Source organism: Amycolatopsis sp. La24 (assembly GCF_029087445.1).
Classification (GTDB): domain Bacteria; phylum Actinomycetota; class Actinomycetes; order Mycobacteriales; family Pseudonocardiaceae; genus Amycolatopsis; species Amycolatopsis nivea.
In genome coordinates, this window is sequence record NZ_JARACH010000051.1 from 48,832 (window position 1) to 65,788 (window position 16,957).

Annotated in this window: 18 protein-coding genes; 7 read left to right on the forward strand and 11 right to left on the reverse strand. The window is 70.5% G+C overall.

Features of this window, described 5'->3' with window-relative positions; translation table 11 throughout:
• Window positions 1–26 precede the first annotated feature (26 nt).
• Genes PUT80_RS34430 through cobC form a run of 4 tightly spaced genes read left to right on the forward strand, consistent with a single transcriptional unit; the run spans window position 27 to window position 4,993 of the window.
• Entirely contained in the window at window positions 27–2,015 is a 1,989-nt protein-coding gene (locus PUT80_RS34430; protein ID WP_037817726.1) for a putative cobaltochelatase, read from the forward strand.
• On the forward strand, window positions 2,015–2,629 hold the full coding sequence (gene cobO, locus PUT80_RS34435) for a cob(I)yrinic acid a,c-diamide adenosyltransferase (RefSeq protein WP_134730433.1): 615 nt from the start codon (window positions 2,015–2,017) through the stop codon (window positions 2,627–2,629). The genes PUT80_RS34430 and cobO overlap by 1 nt, the downstream gene beginning before the upstream one ends.
• Window positions 2,623–3,975 (forward strand): cobyrinate a,c-diamide synthase, encoded by a 1,353-nt coding sequence (locus PUT80_RS34440; RefSeq protein ID WP_275294630.1) that lies wholly within the window; start codon window positions 2,623–2,625, stop codon window positions 3,973–3,975. The genes cobO and PUT80_RS34440 overlap by 7 nt, the downstream gene beginning before the upstream one ends.
• Window positions 3,968–4,993, forward strand: a complete 1,026-nt coding sequence (gene cobC, locus PUT80_RS34445; protein ID WP_275294631.1) for an Rv2231c family pyridoxal phosphate-dependent protein CobC — start codon at window positions 3,968–3,970, stop codon at window positions 4,991–4,993. Before PUT80_RS34440 ends, cobC begins: the two co-directional genes overlap by 8 nt.
• Here the strand turns inward: cobC and PUT80_RS34450 are convergent.
• The 4 genes from PUT80_RS34450 to PUT80_RS34465 all read right to left on the reverse strand — a co-directional run bounded on the left by PUT80_RS34450 (window position 4,971) and on the right by PUT80_RS34465 (window position 9,272).
• Window positions 4,971–6,170: a hypothetical protein gene (locus PUT80_RS34450; RefSeq protein ID WP_275294632.1), complete on the reverse strand. Its 1,200-nt coding sequence runs from the start codon at window positions 6,168–6,170 to the stop codon at window positions 4,971–4,973. The genes cobC and PUT80_RS34450 overlap by 23 nt on opposite strands.
• A gap of 193 nt (window positions 6,171–6,363) precedes the next feature.
• Window positions 6,364–7,119, reverse strand: a complete 756-nt coding sequence (locus PUT80_RS34455) for an adenosylcobinamide-GDP ribazoletransferase (protein WP_275294633.1) — start codon at window positions 7,117–7,119, stop codon at window positions 6,364–6,366.
• Between the two features lie 523 nt (window positions 7,120–7,642).
• Window positions 7,643–8,656 carry a nicotinate-nucleotide--dimethylbenzimidazole phosphoribosyltransferase gene (cobT, locus tag PUT80_RS34460; protein WP_275294634.1) on the reverse strand — a complete coding sequence of 338 codons (1,014 nt, stop codon included), beginning with the start codon at window positions 8,654–8,656 and terminating at the stop codon, window positions 7,643–7,645.
• Window positions 8,657–8,666: 10 nt separating this feature from the next.
• The gene (locus PUT80_RS34465; RefSeq protein ID WP_037817588.1) at window positions 8,667–9,272 is read right to left on the reverse strand and encodes a bifunctional adenosylcobinamide kinase/adenosylcobinamide-phosphate guanylyltransferase; all 606 of its coding nucleotides are present in this window, start codon (window positions 9,270–9,272) and stop codon (window positions 8,667–8,669) included.
• Between the two features lie 36 nt (window positions 9,273–9,308).
• Here PUT80_RS34465 and PUT80_RS34470 point away from each other — a divergent pair, with 36 nt between their 5' ends.
• Both PUT80_RS34470 and PUT80_RS34475 read left to right on the forward strand, forming a co-directional pair.
• Complete coding sequence (locus tag PUT80_RS34470; RefSeq protein WP_238604905.1) at window positions 9,309–10,304, forward strand: cobalamin biosynthesis protein; 996 nt, start codon at window positions 9,309–9,311, stop codon at window positions 10,302–10,304.
• Complete coding sequence (locus tag PUT80_RS34475) at window positions 10,301–11,779, forward strand: cobyric acid synthase (RefSeq protein WP_275294635.1); 1,479 nt, start codon at window positions 10,301–10,303, stop codon at window positions 11,777–11,779. The genes PUT80_RS34470 and PUT80_RS34475 overlap by 4 nt, the downstream gene beginning before the upstream one ends.
• 9 nt (window positions 11,780–11,788) lie before the next feature.
• Here PUT80_RS34475 and PUT80_RS34480 read toward each other — a convergent pair whose 3' ends face one another.
• Genes PUT80_RS34480 through PUT80_RS34495 form a run of 4 tightly spaced genes read right to left on the reverse strand, consistent with a single transcriptional unit; the run spans window position 11,789 to window position 13,996 of the window.
• Window positions 11,789–12,031 (reverse strand): LuxR C-terminal-related transcriptional regulator, encoded by a 243-nt coding sequence (locus tag PUT80_RS34480; RefSeq protein WP_275294640.1) that lies wholly within the window; start codon window positions 12,029–12,031, stop codon window positions 11,789–11,791.
• Window positions 12,028–12,270 carry a LuxR C-terminal-related transcriptional regulator gene (locus PUT80_RS34485; protein WP_275294641.1) on the reverse strand — a complete coding sequence of 81 codons (243 nt, stop codon included), beginning with the start codon at window positions 12,268–12,270 and terminating at the stop codon, window positions 12,028–12,030. The genes PUT80_RS34480 and PUT80_RS34485 overlap by 4 nt, the downstream gene beginning before the upstream one ends.
• Entirely contained in the window at window positions 12,267–12,908 is a 642-nt protein-coding gene (locus tag PUT80_RS34490; protein ID WP_134662567.1) for a response regulator transcription factor, read from the reverse strand. The genes PUT80_RS34485 and PUT80_RS34490 overlap by 4 nt, the downstream gene beginning before the upstream one ends.
• Window positions 12,902–13,996, reverse strand: a complete 1,095-nt coding sequence (locus tag PUT80_RS34495; RefSeq protein WP_051729364.1) for a histidine kinase — start codon at window positions 13,994–13,996, stop codon at window positions 12,902–12,904. The genes PUT80_RS34490 and PUT80_RS34495 overlap by 7 nt, the downstream gene beginning before the upstream one ends.
• 145 nt (window positions 13,997–14,141) lie before the next feature.
• Between PUT80_RS34495 and PUT80_RS34500 the strand changes: the two genes are divergently transcribed.
• On the forward strand, window positions 14,142–14,606 hold the full coding sequence (locus tag PUT80_RS34500; protein ID WP_037817582.1) for a hypothetical protein: 465 nt from the start codon (window positions 14,142–14,144) through the stop codon (window positions 14,604–14,606).
• Here PUT80_RS34500 and PUT80_RS34505 read toward each other — a convergent pair.
• The 3 genes from PUT80_RS34505 to PUT80_RS34515 all read right to left on the reverse strand — a co-directional run bounded on the left by PUT80_RS34505 (window position 14,590) and on the right by PUT80_RS34515 (window position 16,552).
• The gene (locus PUT80_RS34505; protein ID WP_037817580.1) at window positions 14,590–15,828 is read right to left on the reverse strand and encodes a hypothetical protein; all 1,239 of its coding nucleotides are present in this window, start codon (window positions 15,826–15,828) and stop codon (window positions 14,590–14,592) included. The two genes, PUT80_RS34500 and PUT80_RS34505, sit on opposite strands and share 17 nt — an antisense overlap.
• A 57-nt stretch (window positions 15,829–15,885) precedes the next feature.
• Window positions 15,886–16,323, reverse strand: coding sequence for a hypothetical protein (locus tag PUT80_RS34510; protein WP_275294636.1), 438 nt, complete (start codon window positions 16,321–16,323; stop codon window positions 15,886–15,888).
• Between the two features lie 61 nt (window positions 16,324–16,384).
• Window positions 16,385–16,552, reverse strand: a complete 168-nt coding sequence (locus tag PUT80_RS34515; protein ID WP_275294637.1) for a hypothetical protein — start codon at window positions 16,550–16,552, stop codon at window positions 16,385–16,387.
• Window positions 16,553–16,957 lie beyond the last annotated feature (405 nt).

The window sequence follows — 16,957 nt, forward strand, 5'->3', positions numbered from 1 at the left end:
GGACGCCGACCCACGAGGGAGTGCTCTTGAAGCCCTATCCGTTCACCGCTGTCGTCGGGATGCCGGACCTGCGTCTGGCGCTCGTCCTGTCCTCGATCTCGCCCGCGGTCGGCGGGGTGCTGGTGCGGGGCGAGAAGGGCACCGCGAAGTCGACCATGGTGCGCGCGCTCGCGGGGCTGCTGCCGGGCGTCGACGTGGTGGAGCACTGCCGGTTCTCGTGCGACCCGGTCAGCCCGGACCCGGCGTGCCCGGACGGGCCGCACGCGGCGGGCGCTCCCGCGCACCGGCGGCCGGCGCGGCTGGTGGAACTGCCGGTCGGTGCCGCGGAGGACCGGGTCGTCGGCTCGCTGAACCTGGAGAAGGCGCTGGCCGAGGGCGTCACCGACTACCAGCCCGGCCTGCTGGCCGCCGCGCATCGCGGGCTGCTGTACGTCGACGAGGTCAACCTGCTGCACGACCACCTGGTGGACACGCTGCTCGACGCGGCGGCGATGGGCCGGGCGACGGTCGAGCGCGAGGGCGTTTCGGTTTCGCACGCGGCGCGGTTCGTGCTGATCGGGACGATGAACCCGGAGGAGGGCGAACTGCGGCCGCAGCTGCTCGACCGGTTCGGCCTGACCGTCGAGGTCGCGTCGAGCCGGGATCCGGAGCAGCGCGTCGAGGTCGTCCGGCGGCGGCTGGCCTACGAAGCGGACCCGGACGGTTTCGCCGACGGCTACGCCTCGGCGGACGCGGACCTGGCGGCGAAGATCGAGGCGGCGCAACGGCTTCTGCCGTCGGTGAAGCTGCCGGACGAGGCGCTGCGGCAGATCGCCGAGGTGTGCGCGTCGTTCGAGGTCGACGGCATGCGCGCGGACATCGTGACGGCGCGGACGGCGGTCGCGCACGCGGCGTGGGCCGGGCGCGCCGAGGTCACCACCGAGGACATCCGGGTCGCGGCGCGGCTCGCGCTGCCGCACCGGCGGCGGCGGAATCCGTTTGACGCGCCGGGGATTTCCGAGGAGCAGCTGGAGCAGGCGTTGGAGGATTCGCAGCCGCCGCCCGAGGGGCCGGACGACGACGGTCCCGGCGAGGGCGGCCCCGGTCCGGATGACGGCGGCCCGCCGCCGGACGGAGGCCCGTCCGGTTCGGACGGTCCTCCGCCCGCGGACAGCGGCGAAACCCCGGCCCCGTCGGGCAATGGTTCTTCGCCGCAGAAGACGGTCAGTGCCGGGGATACCTTTCGGGCGCGGGTCTTCCGGGTGAAGGGCACCGGCGAGGGCGAGCGGGGTCGTCGGTCGCGCGCGATCACCGACACCGGCCGGACGATCGGCGTGCAGCCGCCCAGCGTGCGGGAGGGACGGCCGCACCTGGTCGCGACGATCCGTGCTGCCGCACCGCATCAGCAGGCGCGGGGCCGGTCCGGGGCGGGTCTCGAAGTGCGGTCCGCGGATCTGCGGTTCGCGCTGCGCGAAGGCCGCGAAGGCAATCTGGTGCTGTTCTGTGTGGACGCGTCGGGCTCGATGGGCGCGCGGGCGCGGATGCGGGAAGTGAAGACCGCGGTGCTGTCGCTGCTGTTGGACGCCTACCAACGGCGAGACAAGGTCGGTCTCGTCACGTTCCGTGGCGCGGACGCCGAGCTGGCGCTCCCGCCGACGATCAGTGTCGAAGCCGCAGCGGCCCGGCTGGAAGGCTTGCCGACCGGCGGCCGCACGCCGCTGGCTGAGGGATTGCTGGAAGCCGCGCGGGTGCTGCGCGTCGAGGCGATCCGGGATCCGCGCCGTCGGCCGCTGCTGGTGCTCGTCACCGACGGCCGCGCCACGAGCGGTTCCGACGCGGTCGCGCGAGCCAAGGCCGCCGCGGGTTTGCTGACTGACGTGACGACGATCGTGATGGACTGCGAGACCGGCCGGATGCGTCTCGGCCTGGCCGCGGAACTGGCCGGGCACTTGGGTGCCGAGCACGTGCCACTGTCCGAGGTGGCCGCTGAATCGCTGGCCTCGGCCGTGCGCGAACGGACGGGGAGGGCTGCCTGATGCCGCAGGGAAAACCGGCTGTCGTGCCGAAGGACGGGCTCACCACGCGGCAGCGCCGCAACCGCCCGCTGCTCGCCGTGCACACCGGCGAGATGAAAGGGAAATCCACCGCGGCGTTCGGCATGGCTTTGCGCGCGTGGAACCAGGGCTGGTCGATCGGCGTGTTCCAGTTCGTGAAGTCGGCGAAGTGGCGCGTCGGCGAGGAAGCCGCGTTCAAGGCGCTCGGGAAGCTGCACGACGACACCGGACAGGGCGGTCCGGTCGAGTGGCACAAAATGGGCGAGGGCTGGAGCTGGTCGCGCAAGCAAGGGTCCGAAGAGGACCATGCCGCCAACGCCCAGGAGGGCTGGGCGGAAATCAAGCGCCGGCTCGCCGCCGAAACGCACGATTTCTATGTGCTGGACGAATTCAGCTACCTGCTCAAATGGGGCTGGCTCGAGGTCGACGACGTCGTGTCCACTTTGGCCGCGCGGCCCGGGCACCAGCACGTCGTGATCACCGGCCGTTACGCGCCGCCGGAATTGATCGAGGCCGCGGACCTGGTCGCGGAAATGACGAAGGTGAAGCACCCGATGGACGCCGGGCAGAAGGGCCAGCGGGGGATCGAGTGGTAGCACGGGTCGTCATTGCCGCACCCGGTTCTGGGCACGGCAAAACCACCATCGCGGCCGGTCTGATGGCCGCGTTGCGCACCGCCGGGCACGTCGTGTCCGGGCACAAGGTCGGTCCGGATTTCATCGACCCCAGCTACCATTCGCTCGCCACCGGTCGCCCCGCACGGAACCTGGACCCGTTCCTGCAAGGCGAGGACACGCTGGTTCCGTTGCTGCGCCACGGTTCCGCGGGCGCGGACATCGCGGTCATCGAAGGCGTGATGGGCCTTTTCGACGGCGCTTTGGGCACCGAAGGCTACGCGTCGACCGCCCACGTCGCGCGGCTGCTCGACGCGCCGGTCGTGCTGGTGGTCGACGCTTCGGCGGCTTCGCGCAGCGTCGCGGCGACCGTGCTGGGGTTCGCGCAGTACGACACCCGGGTCCGGCTGGCCGGGGTGATCCTGAACAAACTGGGCTCGCAACGGCACGAGGACGAGATTGTCACCGCGCTGGAAGCGACCGGCGTCCCGTTGCTGGGCGCCTTGCGGCGTAACGAAAATGTACACGCGCCGAGTCGGCATCTCGGGCTGGTTCCGGCCGCCGAACGAGCCGCGGAGTCGCAGCGGCTGCTGCCGGAACTGGCGGAATGGGTTGCCGCTGGGGTCGATCTCGAAGGCATCGTGCGGGTGGCCCGAAGCGCTCCCTCACTGAATGGTCCTTTGTGGAATGCCGGTCCCGAGTGGGACGGTCCGCGTGCGACCCTCGCCGCTGCTGGCGGTCCGGCGTTCACCTTCCGCTACGCCGAGAACATCGAATTGCTGGCCGCTCGCGGAATCGACGTCGTGGACATCGACCCCTTGCGAGACAAGGCCTTGCCCGCCGGATGCGCCGGGTTGTACTTCGGCGGCGGATTCCCGGAAGTGCATGCCGCCGAGCTGTCGTCCAATGTGGAACTCCGGACGGCAGTCGGTGAGGCTATCGACGCCGGAATGCCGGTGAGTGCGGAATGCGCGGGCTTGCTGTACCTGTGTCGTTCCTTGGACGGATTGCCGATGGTCGGCGCGGTCGCCGCGGACGCGACCATGACGTCGCGGGGGAAACTCGGTTACCGCCGGGCGGTCTCGGTCGTGGACAACGTGCTCGCAGCGGCCGGGCAACGGGTCACCGGACATGAATTCCACCGCACCGAAATCACGCCCGCGCACGGGGAAACCGCCGCGTGGGGCTGGGATCGCAGCCTGGACGGGTTTGCTTCCGCTTCGCTGCACGCTTCTTACCTGCACGTTCACTGGGCTGGTCATCCCGAACTGGCAGACCGTTTCGCCTCGCGGGTGCGTGCCCATTCCCTGGCAGCAGTCCATGGCTGAGTACGACCTCCACCACCACGGCGATCGCGAAGTCGGCGAGGGACTCGTCGACCTGGCTGTGAACGTCCGGCTCCCTGCTCCGCCTACGTGGCTGCGCGCGGAACTCGCTGCCGCCCTGGATGATCTAGCCGCCTACCCGGACCCGACCCGCGCCGCGGAAGCCGTCGCTGCCCGCCATGGCCGGGATTTCGCCGACGTCCTGGTGACTGCCGGTGCCGCGGAAGCGTTCACGCTGCTGGCTTCGCTTCCCGCTGAGCACGCAGTGGTAGTCCACCCGCAATTCACCGAACCGGAAGCCGCTCTGCGCGCCGCCGGACACACCGTCGACCGAGTCATCTTGTCCGAAGTAGACGGTTACCGCCTGGATCCAGCCGCGGTCCCTGATTCGGCCGACCTGGTCTTCGTCGGCAACCCGACCAACCCGACCTCGGTCTTGCACCGCGCCGAGTCGCTGCAGGCCTTGGCGCGCCCCGGACGGGTGCTCGTGGTGGACGAAGCTTTCCTCGACGCCGTCCCCGGAGAAGTCGAAAGCCTTGCCGGAGAACGAATCCCCGGCGTGGTGGTGGTGCGAAGCCTCACCAAGACCTGGGGCTTGGCGGGCCTGCGAGCCGGATACGTCCTCGCCGAACCGTCACTGATCGCCCGGTTGCGCGCGGTACAGCCGCCCTGGTCAGTGTCCACTTTGGCTGCTGTAGCGACGGTTTCCTGCTGCCGTCCCGCAGCCCTGGAAGAAGCGGAAAAACTGGCCGCCGCCGCGGAAGCCGACCGCGACTACCTGGAATCCGGCTTGGCCGCACAGGGAATTCCCGTACTCGGCACCCCGCGCGGCCCGTTCGTGCTGATCCGAGTCCCCGGCGGCGCGGACGTCCGATTGCGGCTGCGCGAAGCAGGCTACGCCGTCCGTCGCGGCGACACTTTCCCCGGCCTTGGCCCCGACCACCTTCGCCTCGCGGTCCGAGACCGCGCGACGACGGACGCTTTCCTTGCTGCGCTGGCTAATGCTTCTGGAGCGCGGTGAATTCCTCAATCCAAGCGTAATTCGGCGCAATTGTGCCGTCGGGATTCTTCTGCACGGTCGCCCGCGCGAACACGCTGTTGAGCAGCCACGGCGGAGTATCCGGTCCGAAGTCCCCGCCCTTGAGCGCGGCGATGCCCTGATCGATGCCGTACGCGGCGACGGCGAGCTTTCCGGTCGCGCGGAACTTCGTCATCTGGTCGGTGAGGAAGTTCTTGTTGTTCTCGAACCACGGGCTGGTGCGGAGGAAATCGTCCCACCGCGCCTTGGGGAACGGCTGGTGCAGCGCGTTGCGGATAACCTGCCAGACCTTGGTGTCCTGCGGCACGTGGTACTTGCCCGCGTACTCGGCCGAGATCCGGTCGGCGAGATGCTTCTTCCACAGTTGGACCAGGGAGAACTCGGTGACGAGGAACTTCTTGCCGCCCAGCTTGGGCAGGGTGTAATCGAGAAACGCCTGAACCTCGTCCGGCGCGCCGACGTGCGGATGAAGGTCGGTGCCCGCGATCTCCGGCGTGTCGCGGACGTACTTCAGCCAGCGTTCGGTGCCCGCGCCAGTCCACTTGGGATCTTCGAGATTGTTGAGGGCGCCCATGTAGAGGGCGGTCTTTCCCTTGCGCTGCTTGATCACGTGGGCGGCGACGGTCTCGTAGAATTCGTTGAGCGCGCCGTTGTTCCAGTCCGCCCGCGGGCATTCGATGAACGGCTCGTTGCCGATCACCAGGATGTCGACCTTGTCCATCACGGCGGGAAGCACTTTGTCGACCCGCGCGAGATCGGCCCGCATCTCCGGGGTCCCGGGCCGTGGAATCGGCTTGCGGGAGTCGGGAAAATACGGAAACTTGAGCGACAGAACCGTGCCGTACTGGCGATCGGCCGCTTGCCGCAACGTCTTGATCGTCGGGTTTTCGGTGGCAGCGTGCTTGTCCAGGTCGGGCATCGCGGTGAACCCGCGCACCCACTTCGCGCCGGACCGCTGAAGCTCGTCCCAGCCCATGGTGTCCGGATCGGCGTTGAAATTCGCCCCGAGCGCTCCGTCCGGCTTGGGCACCGCGGCGTTCGGGGCCGGACTGTCCGGCGTCGAACTGCAGGCAGCCGTGGTGAGCACCGAAAAACCGGCGGACAACTGGAACAGCCGACGCCGGGTAAAGCGCGCGGATACGGGCGAGCTGGATGCCACGAGGTCCCCTCGGTCATGCTTCGCGGACTCTTCCTTGGTAACACGAGTGGTGCTCGCGTCGCAGCCTGAGCGTCGATCTCACCGCGCCCGGCGGCGTCGCGGACGGCGATGTGAGCGGCGCGTTTCGTAACGGACGTCGGCGAAATCCTTGTGTGAGTCACCTGTCCGGTTTGGACTACGCCTGGTATGCGACCTAGGCGGTCGCCAGCAACGCCGCGGCCACCGCCACTTCGACGCACCCGCCGAGGACGTCGCCGGTCACTCCGCCGATGCGCTGGACGCACCGGGCCAGCAGCACCGCCGCGGCCGCGTACCCGAGGGCCACCGCGAGAACCCCTCGCCACCACGGCAATCCCGGCGCCAACGCGGCGCACCCCGCCGCGAGTACGAACACCAGCGCGGCCACCAGGACCGGGACCGATCCGGCGACCGTCGCGCCCAAGCCCTCCGGCCGGGCCGAGGGGACCCCTCGTGCGCAGCACAACGAGAGCACACACCGTCCACAGAGGACGGATAGCGACGCGGCCGCGATGCCGTGCCCGTGTGCGATCGCGCCGGTCAGCGCACCGGTCTGGACGAGCAGGACGAAGAGCAACGTCGCGACCCCGGTAGGCCCGGAGTCGCCGCGGCGCATGACGTCGAGGGCTTTCGCGCGGTCGTAGGAGGCACCGAGTCCGTCGGCGGTGTCGGCCAGCCCGTCGAGGTGCAGCCCGCGGCTGCCCAGGGCTACCGCCCCCAGCGCCAGCGCGGCTACGGCCAGCGAGGGGAGCCCGATCGCAGTCCCGCCCGCGACGATGAGCCCCGCCACCGCGGCGAGGGGAAGCGCGGCAAGCGGGCCGAGCGCCATCGCGACACCCGCGACCCGCCGATCGATCACGCGCGGCGCAGGCACCGGGACGGTGGTGAGGGTGCCGACGGCGAGGCGGATTCCGTCGCTGAGCCGGGTCACGAGGTGCGCCCCAATGCGGCGTTGGGTGCGTGGGATGCACCGAATGCCACATTGGGTGCGTCTAGCGCACCCAACGCCACATTGGGGCGATCCCCAGCGAAAGGGATGCCGCGCCGGTCTGCGGACCGGGCCACGAACCGAGTCCCGCGCTGGACGCCACGCTCAACCCCAGCGGGGACCCCGGGGCGAATCCCGGCCAAGACCGCGCGCCGGGCCCCAGCCGGACCTGCGGACTGAACCCCAGCCGAACCCGCAAGTCGAACTCCAGCCAAAGCCCCGGCCCGAACCCCAGCCGAACCTGCGAGCCGGACCCCAGCCGGACCCGCGGGCCGAACCTCAGCCAAAGCCCTGGCCTGCACCTCAGCCGAACCCGCGAGCCGAACCTCAGCTGGGGCCCCGGACCGAGGCCCAGCCGAATCCGCGAGCCGAACCCCAGCCACAACCCCGGCCCGAGCCGCAACCCCGCCCCCGGGCCGAGCCTCGAACCGACCCCGGCGCAAGGCCTGCCCTTCGCACACCCCGGTCACCCGAGGTCCGCCAGCAAACCCATCTCCGCGATCACCGCGCGCGCCGCGCGCAGGGTCGGCACGGCTTGCACCGCCCCGCTGCCCTCGCCGAGGCGCAGGCCCAGGTCGAGGATCGGCGTCAACCCCAGCGCCTTCAACGCAAACGCTTGCGCGGGCTCGGTCGAACGATGTCCGGCCAGCCACCACTGCTCAGCCCCGGGCGCGATGTCCCGGGCCACCAAGGCCGCCGTCGCCGAGAAGATTCCGTCCAGCACCACCGGGATTCCGCGGACGGCCGCTTCCACCAGGAAACCGGCCGTCGCGGCGAGGCAGGCGCTGCCGAGGGCGGTCAGGCGGTCGAAGGGGTCGGCCACGGGGCGTCGCGACAGGGCAGCGGCGACGACAGCGGTCTTGCGCTCCAAGGACTCCCCGGACACCCCGGTGCCGGTGCCCACCACCTCAGCTGCGGGAAGGCCCAGCGCAGAAGCCACGACCGCGGCGCAGACGGTCGTGTTGCCGATGCCCATGTCGCCGGGAATGAGAACGTCCGCAGTGGACTCCGAAGCAGCGATGGCACGACCCGCCTCAAACGCGGCAAGTGCCTCGCCGGGAGCCAACGCGTCCTCGACGTCGATGGCACCCGAACCGCGGCGGATCTTGTGGGCGGTGACTTCGGCGGGAACGTCCGAGGCGTCCCAGTCGACCGCGATGTCCGCTACCCGCACCGAAGCCCCGACCTGTGCCGCGAGGACCGTTACTCCGCTTCGCCCGGCGAGGAACACGCGCACCATCGCCGCGGTGACCTCGCGGGGGTACGCCGACTGCGCCGACACCCCGTGGTCGCCGGCGAAGACGACTACGCGGACGTCGTCCAGCGGGCGCGGCGGGACCGCCCCGTGCGCGGCGCTCAGCCAGGCCGCGAGTTCTTCCAGCCGACCGAGCGAGCCGACCGGTTTGACCAGGCCGTCCAGGCGCTCCAAGGCGGCGGCGCGGGCGGCGGCGTCCGGGACGGGGATGGCGAAACTCGGCACGGCTGGCTCCTCACGGAAGGTCGAGCGCCCGCCCGGCGACGATGAGCGACACCCGGTCGCTGTCGGCGGACACCCGGTTGTTGAGTGCGCCCAGCACATCACGGAACAGCCGTCCGGACACCGTTGCGGGCACCACACCGCTGCCGACCTCGTTGCTGACCGCGACGATCGGCACCCGGGCCTGGCTCCACGCGGCGAGGAAATCCTCGAGCCGGTCGTCCAGTCTGCGCTCCCAGCCCGTTTTGCCCGACCACGCGCCCACCTCGTCGAGGACCCGCGAGAGCCAGGTGCCGAGACAGTCGATCAGCAACGGGCTCGTCGCGTTGCGCAGCACGGTCGCCAGGTCGGTGGTCTCGACCGTCGTCCAGTGGCGCGGGCGGCGGGCCCGGTGCGCCTCGACCCGGGCGGCCCATTCCGGGTCCTCGGCCGACGGGGGCAGCCCGGGAGCGACGTACACGAGGTGGGGGTGGTGCGCGACGAGCCGCTCCGCGTGCCTCGACTTGCCCGAGCGGACCCCGCCGAGAACGAGCACCTTGCCGTCGTCGCGTCCGTACCGGCGGAGGGCCTGCGCCAGGGTTTCGAGAGACCCGGCGAGCCGGTGCGTCAGCTTGGTCATACCCGGCATTCTCTCCCTAGCGCTACGGTTCGCCACGTGCCACTCCGACAAGCCGTCACCGCGGCCGGGCTGATCGCCGGATACGCCGCCGACGCCTGCTTCGGCGACCCGCGCCGGGGACATCCGGTCGCGGCCTTCGGCACCGCCGCTGGCCAGCTGGAACGCTGGTGGTGGGCCGATTCCAAGCCGCGCGGGGCGGCGTACGCGGCGGTCTGCGCGGGCTCGGCCGCCGGGCTCGGCATCCTCGCGGAACGAGCCGCCCGGAACCGGCCGGGTGTCCGATTTGTCCTGACCGCCGCGGCGACGTGGGCCGTCCTGGGCGGCCGCGGGCTCGCCGCGGAGGGGCGCGAAATGGCGCGATTACTCGAATCGGGTGAATTGCCCGCCGCCCGGCAGCGGCTCAGCCACCTCTGCGCGCGCGACGCCACCGGTCTCGGCACGGCCGAGCTGACCCGCGCGGCCACCGAATCGATCGCCGAGAACACCTCCGACGCGGTCGTCGCGCCGCTCCTGTGGGGCGCGGTCGCGGGCGTGCCGGGGCTGCTCGGGTACCGCGCGGTGAACACCCTCGACGCGATGGTCGGCTACCGCTCGCCGCGGCACCGCAACTTCGGCTGGTTCGCCGCGCGCACCGATGACTGGGCCAATCTGGTGCCGGCACGCGTCGGCGCAGTGCTGACGGCGGTGACCGCGCCGCTCGCCGGCGGCCACGCCCGGTCGGCCTGGCGGGCTTGGCGACGCGACGGGAGCGCGCATCCGAGCCCGAACGCGGGACAGGTCGAGGCGGCTTTCGCCGGGGCGCTGGACATCCGGCTCGGCGGGACGAACACGTATCACGGCGAGGTCGAGCGCCGGAGCACACTGGGCGACGGACGTCCGCCGGGGGCGAGCGATCTGCGCCGGGCGGTGCGGTTGTCGCGGCTGGTCGGGGCGGCGGCGCTGGCGGTCGCGGCCGGGATCGCGGTGAGCAGGTCGCGGAGTGCGGGGCGGTTCACCGGACCGGCCGCTCCGGGCATTACGGTGGCGGGATGAGCGGGCTGCTGATCGCCGGGACCACCTCCGACGCCGGGAAAAGCCTGGTCACCGCCGGAATCTGCCGCTGGTTCGCGCGGCGCGGCGTGCGGGTCGCACCGTTCAAGGCGCAGAACATGTCGAACAACTCGATGGTCTGCGCGGACGGCGCGGAGATCGGCCGCGCGCAGTGGCTGCAGGCGCGGGCCGCGCGGGTGGAGCCGGAAGCGGCGATGAACCCGGTGCTGCTCAAGCCGGGCAGCGACCGGCGCAGTCACGTCATCGCGCTCGGCAAGCCGTACGGCACCCTCGAAGCCGGGGAGTACGCCACTGGCCGGGCAGGGCTCGCGGAGATCGCCTTCGGGGCGTTTTCCGAGCTGCAGCAACGGTTTGACCTCGTCGTCTGCGAGGGCGCGGGCAGTCCGGCGGAGATCAACCTGCGTTCCGGCGACTACGTCAACATGGGCCTGGCCCGGCGGTTTTCGCTGCCGGTGCTGGTGGTCGGCGACATCGACCGCGGCGGGGTGCTGGCGGCGATGTACGGCACGCTCGCGTTGCTGTCGGCCGAGGACCAGGCGCTGGTCGCGGGCTGGCTGGTGAACAAATTCCGCGGTGACGTCGGACTGCTGCAGCCTGGTCTGAACAGCCTGGAGAAGGTCACCGGGCGGCCGGTGCTCGGCGTGCTGCCGTGGCTGGACCGGGTGTGGATCGACTCGGAGGACGCTCTCGCCGCGGCCGGATGGCGGCACGAAGCCGCGCAACGCGGATTGCGCGTCGCGGTGGTGCGGTTCCCGCGGGCGTCCAACGCGACCGACGTGGACGCGCTCGCGGCGGAGCCCGGCGTGACGGTGAGCCTGACCGCCGATCCGGACACCGTCGCCGCGGCGGACTTGGTCGTGCTGCCGGGGTCGAGGGCCACTGTGGACGATCTGAAGTGGTTGCGCAGCAGGGGTTTGGCGGACGCGGTGACGGCACGGGCCGCGGCGGGGCGTCCAGTGCTGGGGATCTGCGGCGGGTACCAGATGCTCGCGGAGTCCATTGAGGACGACGTCGAATCCGGCGCTGGTCTGGTGGACGGGCTCGGGCTCTTGCCGACGCGAGTGACGTTCGCGGGGGAGAAGGTGCTCGGCCGTCCGGTCGGCGAATGGCGCGGGCATCGCGTGGACGCTTACGAAATCCACCACGGCAGCGCCGGCCCGGCGGACGCGGAGTCGTTTTTGGACGGTTACCGCGTCGGTTCGGTCTGGGGCACGACGTGGCACGGCGCCTTGGAGAACGACGGATTCCGGCGGGCTTGGCTTGCGGAAGCGGCGGCGCAGGCGGGCATCGAATGGCAGGCGGCCGAGGGCGCGCCGGGGTTCGCGGACCTGCGCGAGGACATGCTGGACCGGCTGGCGGACGCGATCCAGTCCGAAGTGGACACCGGAATGCTGATGGCACTGGCGGAGGCAGGCGCGCCGGGCGGGTTGCCGTTCGTGCCGCCGGGGGCTCCCTGACCGGAGGGTTCAGGCGAGTCCGGCGTCGTGCACCAGGATCGCGACTTGCGTGCGGTTCGCGGCTTCGGTCTTGGCCATAATCCGTCCCAAGTGGACCTTCACGGTCGCCTCGCTGAGCCCCAGCGCACGGGCGATCTCAGCGTTGCTCGAACCCTGCCCGACGGCCACCGCGACCTCGTGTTCGCGGGGTGGGCGTCGGCGTGGCGGCGGAGTCCGTGAGCAGCCGCCAGCAGCGCTGACTGGACGGTTCAGGCGAGCCCGGCGTCGTGCACCAGGATCGCGACCTGTGTGCGGTTCGCGGCTTCGGTCTTGGCCATAATCCGTCCCAAGTGGACCTTCACGGTCGCTTCGCTGAGGCCGAGTGCACGGGCGATTTCGGCGTTGCTCGAGCCCTGTCCGACGGCCACCGCGACCTCGCGTTCGCGGGCCGGGAGTCGGCGTGGCGGCGGAGTCCGTGAGCAGTCGCCAGCAGCGCTGACCGGAGGGTTCAGGCGAGTCCGGCGTCGTGCACCAGGATCGCGACTTGCGTGCGGTTCGCGGCTTCGGTCTTGGCCATAATCCGTCCCAAGTGGACCTTCACGGTCGCTTCGCTGAGGCCGAGTGCACGGGCGATTTCGGCGTTGCTCGAACCCTGCCCGACGGCCACAGCGACCTCGCGTTCGCGGGGTGTCAGCGGTTCGAGCCGGGCGCGGGCGGGTGTCGGCGTGGCGGCGGTGGCGAAGTGCGTCAGCAGCCGCCGGGTGATCGACGGCGACAGCATCGCCTCGCCGCTGCCCACCACGTGCATCGCCTTGATCAGCTCGCGCGGTGGCGTGTCTTTCAGCAGGAAACCGGTGGCACCGTGGCGAAGCGCCTCGTGCACGTACTCGTCCAGGTCGAACGTCGTCAGCACGACCACCGCGGGCGCGTCCGGTTCGGCGGTTACCAGGCGGGTCACCTCCAGGCCGTCGACCTCGGGCATCTGCACGTCGGTGAGCACGAGGTCGGGCCGGTGTTCGCGGACGAGTGCGAGCGCTTCGCGGCCGTCGTCCGCTTCCGCGACCACCTCGATGCCCGGATCGGACTCCAGGATCATCCGGATGCCGCTGCGCACAAGCACCTCGTCGTCGATCAGCAGGATCTTCAGCACGATTCCTCCGCTCGCAGCGGGAACGCGGCCCGCACCCGGTAGCTGCCTGTGCCGTCCGGGCCGGCGCGGAGTGTTCCGCCGGTCAGCGTGACGCGTTCGCGCATGCCGATCACGCCGTAGCCCGCGCCCGGCAGCCCGGACGAATCGGCGAGCGGGTTGGCGACTTCGACCACCAGGTCGTCGTCGGATGTGGACAGTCGCACGTCGATGGTCGTTCCTGGCGCGTGTTTCGCCGCGTTCGTGAGCGCTTCCTGCACGATCCGGTACGCCGCGCGCCCGATCGGGTCGGGCACGTCCGGCATCGGTTCCGGCAGGCTGGCGCGCACCTGCGCACCGGCGGCGGCGAGGTCGTCGGCGAGCTGGCGGACGCCGCCCAGCGTCGGATCCGGCAGCGAACGCGGTTCCGGACCGTCGTCGCGGAGCACCTTCAGGATGTCGCGCAATTCGTTGAGCGCGGCGGAACTCGATTCGCGGATCACCTCGGCGAGCTGCGCGGTCTCGTCGTCCTTGGCCCGCACGGAAAGCGCGCCCGCCTGCAGCGCGACGATGCTGACCCGGTGCGCGACGACGTCGTGCATCTCGCGCGCGATTCGCCGCCGCTCGGCCGTCACGGCCCGCTCGCCGAGCAGGTCGCGCTCGCGTTCGGCCTGCTCCGCGCGGTCGCGCAGGGCCGCGAGCAAGGCCGCGCGCTGGTGCATCCACAGCCCGGCCAGCGTCGGGACGACGACTTCCATGACGAGGGCGAGCCCGAACGTCTTCCAGTCCGGCAGGTTCGCCGGCCGGACGAACGACACGAGCAGTCCGGTTTCCGCGAGCACGGCGACCGCGGTCGGCCAGCGGAGCCCGCGCAGCGAAGCGACCGTGTAAAGAGTGACGGAGGTGCCCCACAACGGCGGCGTGACCAGCGCGACGCCGACTGAGACCAGCATCGCGGGCAAGGGGAACCGGCGGCGCAGCAGGACCGCCAGGAACATCACCGCGACCGCGACCGGCCAGAACCACGGATGGTCCGCGTCCGGCAGGTCGCCGGCCAGCGTCAGGCCTAGCACGGCGAGCGCCACGGCCAGGTCGATCAGGTGGTTGCGCACCCCGCCACCGTAAGCCCTGCACGAAATTCCCCCACTGGGCGTCTTCGAGGGAAACCGGGGTCCGGCGGCCGCTCCGGTTGCCGAAGGGTTTTCCCCGGGTATTCTGCCGAGCGTCGCGATCAAACCCAGCCCGGGAGTGCGGATCATGTCCTACGCCGTCGATTTCACCGCCGTGTCGACTGTCGGCCTGGAGTCTTCCCCGGTCGCGGACGCGCTCGCCGGGCTGCGGGCGAACGAGGCGCGTTACTTCAAGAACAAGTACGACCACGTCTTCACCGTCGAGCCCGCGGCCGAGGTCCCGGAGATCATCGACTGGGTGCACCGGATCCTCAAGGAAGAACGCGATCTCGTCATCGCCTCGCGGCCGCTCGAGGCGACCGAATTCGAGGTCGACGGCATCCGGATGTCTTACGTGTTCTACGAGAGCGGCCTGTCGATCAACGTCATGTACACCCTCGAAGAGGGCGGCAAGCGGGCGGTCGGCTTCAAGCTTTCCGACGGGATGGACGTCCCGGAGGAACTCGCCGACAAGTTCAAGTTCGCGCGCCAGAAGTCGAAGCTCGCCGGGACGATCCGCGGGTCCTACTTCGTCATCAAGAGCGCGTACTGACCCGCAGCGCGGCGCTGCGCAGGCACAGCAGCAGCGGCAGGGAACTGTCGTCGCGCAGCCTGGGCGGCAAGGCGTTCGCTTCGCCCACCGGTACGCCGTCGGCCAGTTCCTGGCCCAGCGCGGCCAGATCGATTTCCAAGACGGTGACTCCGGCGCTGTAAAGCCGTTCCGCGCCCTTCGCGCGGCGGCCGGTCAGTTCAGTGCTGTCGACGGACAGCCGGGTCACGCCGAAGAACTCCGGTTTCGCGCCGCGTTCGAGCCAGCGTGCGAAGCCGGTCAGCCGCGTCTCGGAAATCTCGTTGGGGCGGACGGCCGCCTCTTCGCACAGTTCGCGTTCCATCCCCGCACACACCGCGGTGTGCAGGGTCCGGCGGGTTCCTCCTTGCGGGGTAAGGAGATCCCGCGGTTCCAGGCTGCCGCTTCCGGACGGGGCGAGCAGAAGCCCGCTGGCTGAGTTGCGGGCCGACTGGCGGACCACGACGAGCAGGCCGTCCGAGGTGAACGCGATCGTGGACACGCCGACGAGGTCGGCGAGCGTGCTCGCGCCGAGGGTTCGCAGCGCGCCGGACGAGTCGGTCAATTCCTCGTTGCGCAGGTCGTACTCGTGGCCGTCGGCGGAGTTCGTGATGCGCAGCGACGCCAGTTCGTTGCTGCAGACCGCGTCGAAGAACCGGGCGCGATGCAGGACGATCGGCGCCGGCCGCGCCCCGGCGACCGGCAGCGGTTCGCCGCGCATGCCGACGATCGGGCCGTTGAACAGCAACCGGCCGCGAGCCCGCAACGGCAGCACGTGCGGCGCGGTCGCCTTCAGCTTCGCGGGCAGCCGGTAGGGATCCTCGGCGACGGTGATGCTGAAGGTGGTTTCGGCGAGGGTCGCGTCGATGGCGTCGCTGACCAATGCGGTGCCGCGGGAGGGAACCGCCAGGTACTGCGCGTCGGGATAGGCCTGCGGCGGCGGGGTGTCGGCGATCGGGAACGGCGCGACGATCGCGGTGAACTCGTAACCGGCCCACCGTTTCCGCAGCAGGCGGATGTCCCGCACGAGGGTCAGCAGGCCGAGCAGGAGCGCGACGATCGACACGACGACGCCGAACGCGCTCGGCAGGATCGTGACGGCGCCGAGCACGACCCCGAGCGCGGACACGGCGACCGGCCATTCCCCGGCTCCGACGAAGACGAGATAGTCGGCCGTGGCCCGGGCCCGGCGGGTCAGTTTTCCCATCGCCGCACTGTTTAGCACGGATCGGGCCGCCGGACACCGGGTTTGCCGGATCGGTGGCTACCAGACGATCCGGCAGCAGAGCTGATGCCGGTGCGTGACGGCGCCGTTGGCCAGCACCGCGAGTTCCTTCAAGAACGGCAAGAGGCCATCGGTTTCGCCGAGTTCGTCCTGCTCGGCGAAGGCTGCGACCGCGGCGCGCAGCGCGTCGTCATCGGCAGTGGCCAGTGCGTCGCGGAAGGAGCCGGACAGCGCCACCACCGCGCATTCCAGTTCTTCGAACTCGTCGAACTCCCCGATGTCCCGGCAGCGTTGAGGATCTGCCTCCACTTCCTCGGCGGTCCGGCCCGTCAGCGAGGCCTCGACCGGCAGCAGGTCGTGCGGATCTGCGCGCTTCACCACGAGTTCGGGGTAGCCCGCGCAGCGGCCGCCGTCCAGTTCGGTGTAGGTCTGTTCGGCCATGGTGTCGTCCGCCGCGACGAAGTAGTCATAGAGCACCAGCCGAGGATAGCCGGGCAAACCCGTTGTGCCGCAACGAAAAATTCTCACTGACTGCTGATCATTCGCCCCACGCGCCACGAAACTCCCGTAACCCCTCGATCAGCGCCGGAATCGACGGCCGGGCGTAGTGGTCCCGCCGCCATCCGGCGTACAGCGGCACCGTCAGCATCCCGTAGGCGGTTTCGTTCGGGATGGAGCGCAGTCCGAACCGGACCAGGTCGGTCACCAGGAACCAGCTCGGCCAGCGGGGACGTTGAGCTGCCGGGGCCGGTACTGCTGCGCAGAAGCCAACTTGAGCAGCGCCGGTTCCGCCCGATGGCCGTCTGGCTGATACTTGGGGTCTGTGCGGGGCTCCCTGAGGGGATCAGATCCAATGCCAGGGGCTTAAGCCGGGCGGCCTCGGCTTGTAGATTGTCCACACAGGACGTCACCCTCGCCGAAATGCCCGATTGATCCCCGTCTGACCGTTTCTGTGAGTCTGTGAGGGGCCCCTTGAGGGAATCTGACCTGGATCCACCGGTGTTTGTGGTGGTGTAGGCCGTGTCTGGACGCGCAGATGCCCTCTGAGCTGGGATGATTGTTCTTGCGAAGGAAAAATCGATCCGAGCGAGAGGGCATCTGCTGGATGCGA

Excerpts from the sequence above, each read along its gene's own strand:
- PUT80_RS34505 (WP_037817580.1), bottom strand. The coding sequence starts at position 15,828 with ATGGGAAAACTGACCCGCCGGGCCCGGGCCACGGCCGACTATCTCGTC.
- cobO (WP_134730433.1), top strand. The coding sequence starts at position 2,015 with ATGCCGCAGGGAAAACCGGCTGTCGTGCCGAAGGACGGGCTCACCACG.
- PUT80_RS34475 (WP_275294635.1), top strand. The coding sequence starts at position 10,301 with ATGAGCGGGCTGCTGATCGCCGGGACCACCTCCGACGCCGGGAAAAGC.
- cobC (WP_275294631.1), top strand. The coding sequence starts at position 3,968 with ATGGCTGAGTACGACCTCCACCACCACGGCGATCGCGAAGTCGGCGAG.
- PUT80_RS34500 (WP_037817582.1), top strand. The coding sequence starts at position 14,142 with ATGTCCTACGCCGTCGATTTCACCGCCGTGTCGACTGTCGGCCTGGAG.
- PUT80_RS34465 (WP_037817588.1), bottom strand. The coding sequence starts at position 9,272 with ATGACCAAGCTGACGCACCGGCTCGCCGGGTCTCTCGAAACCCTGGCG.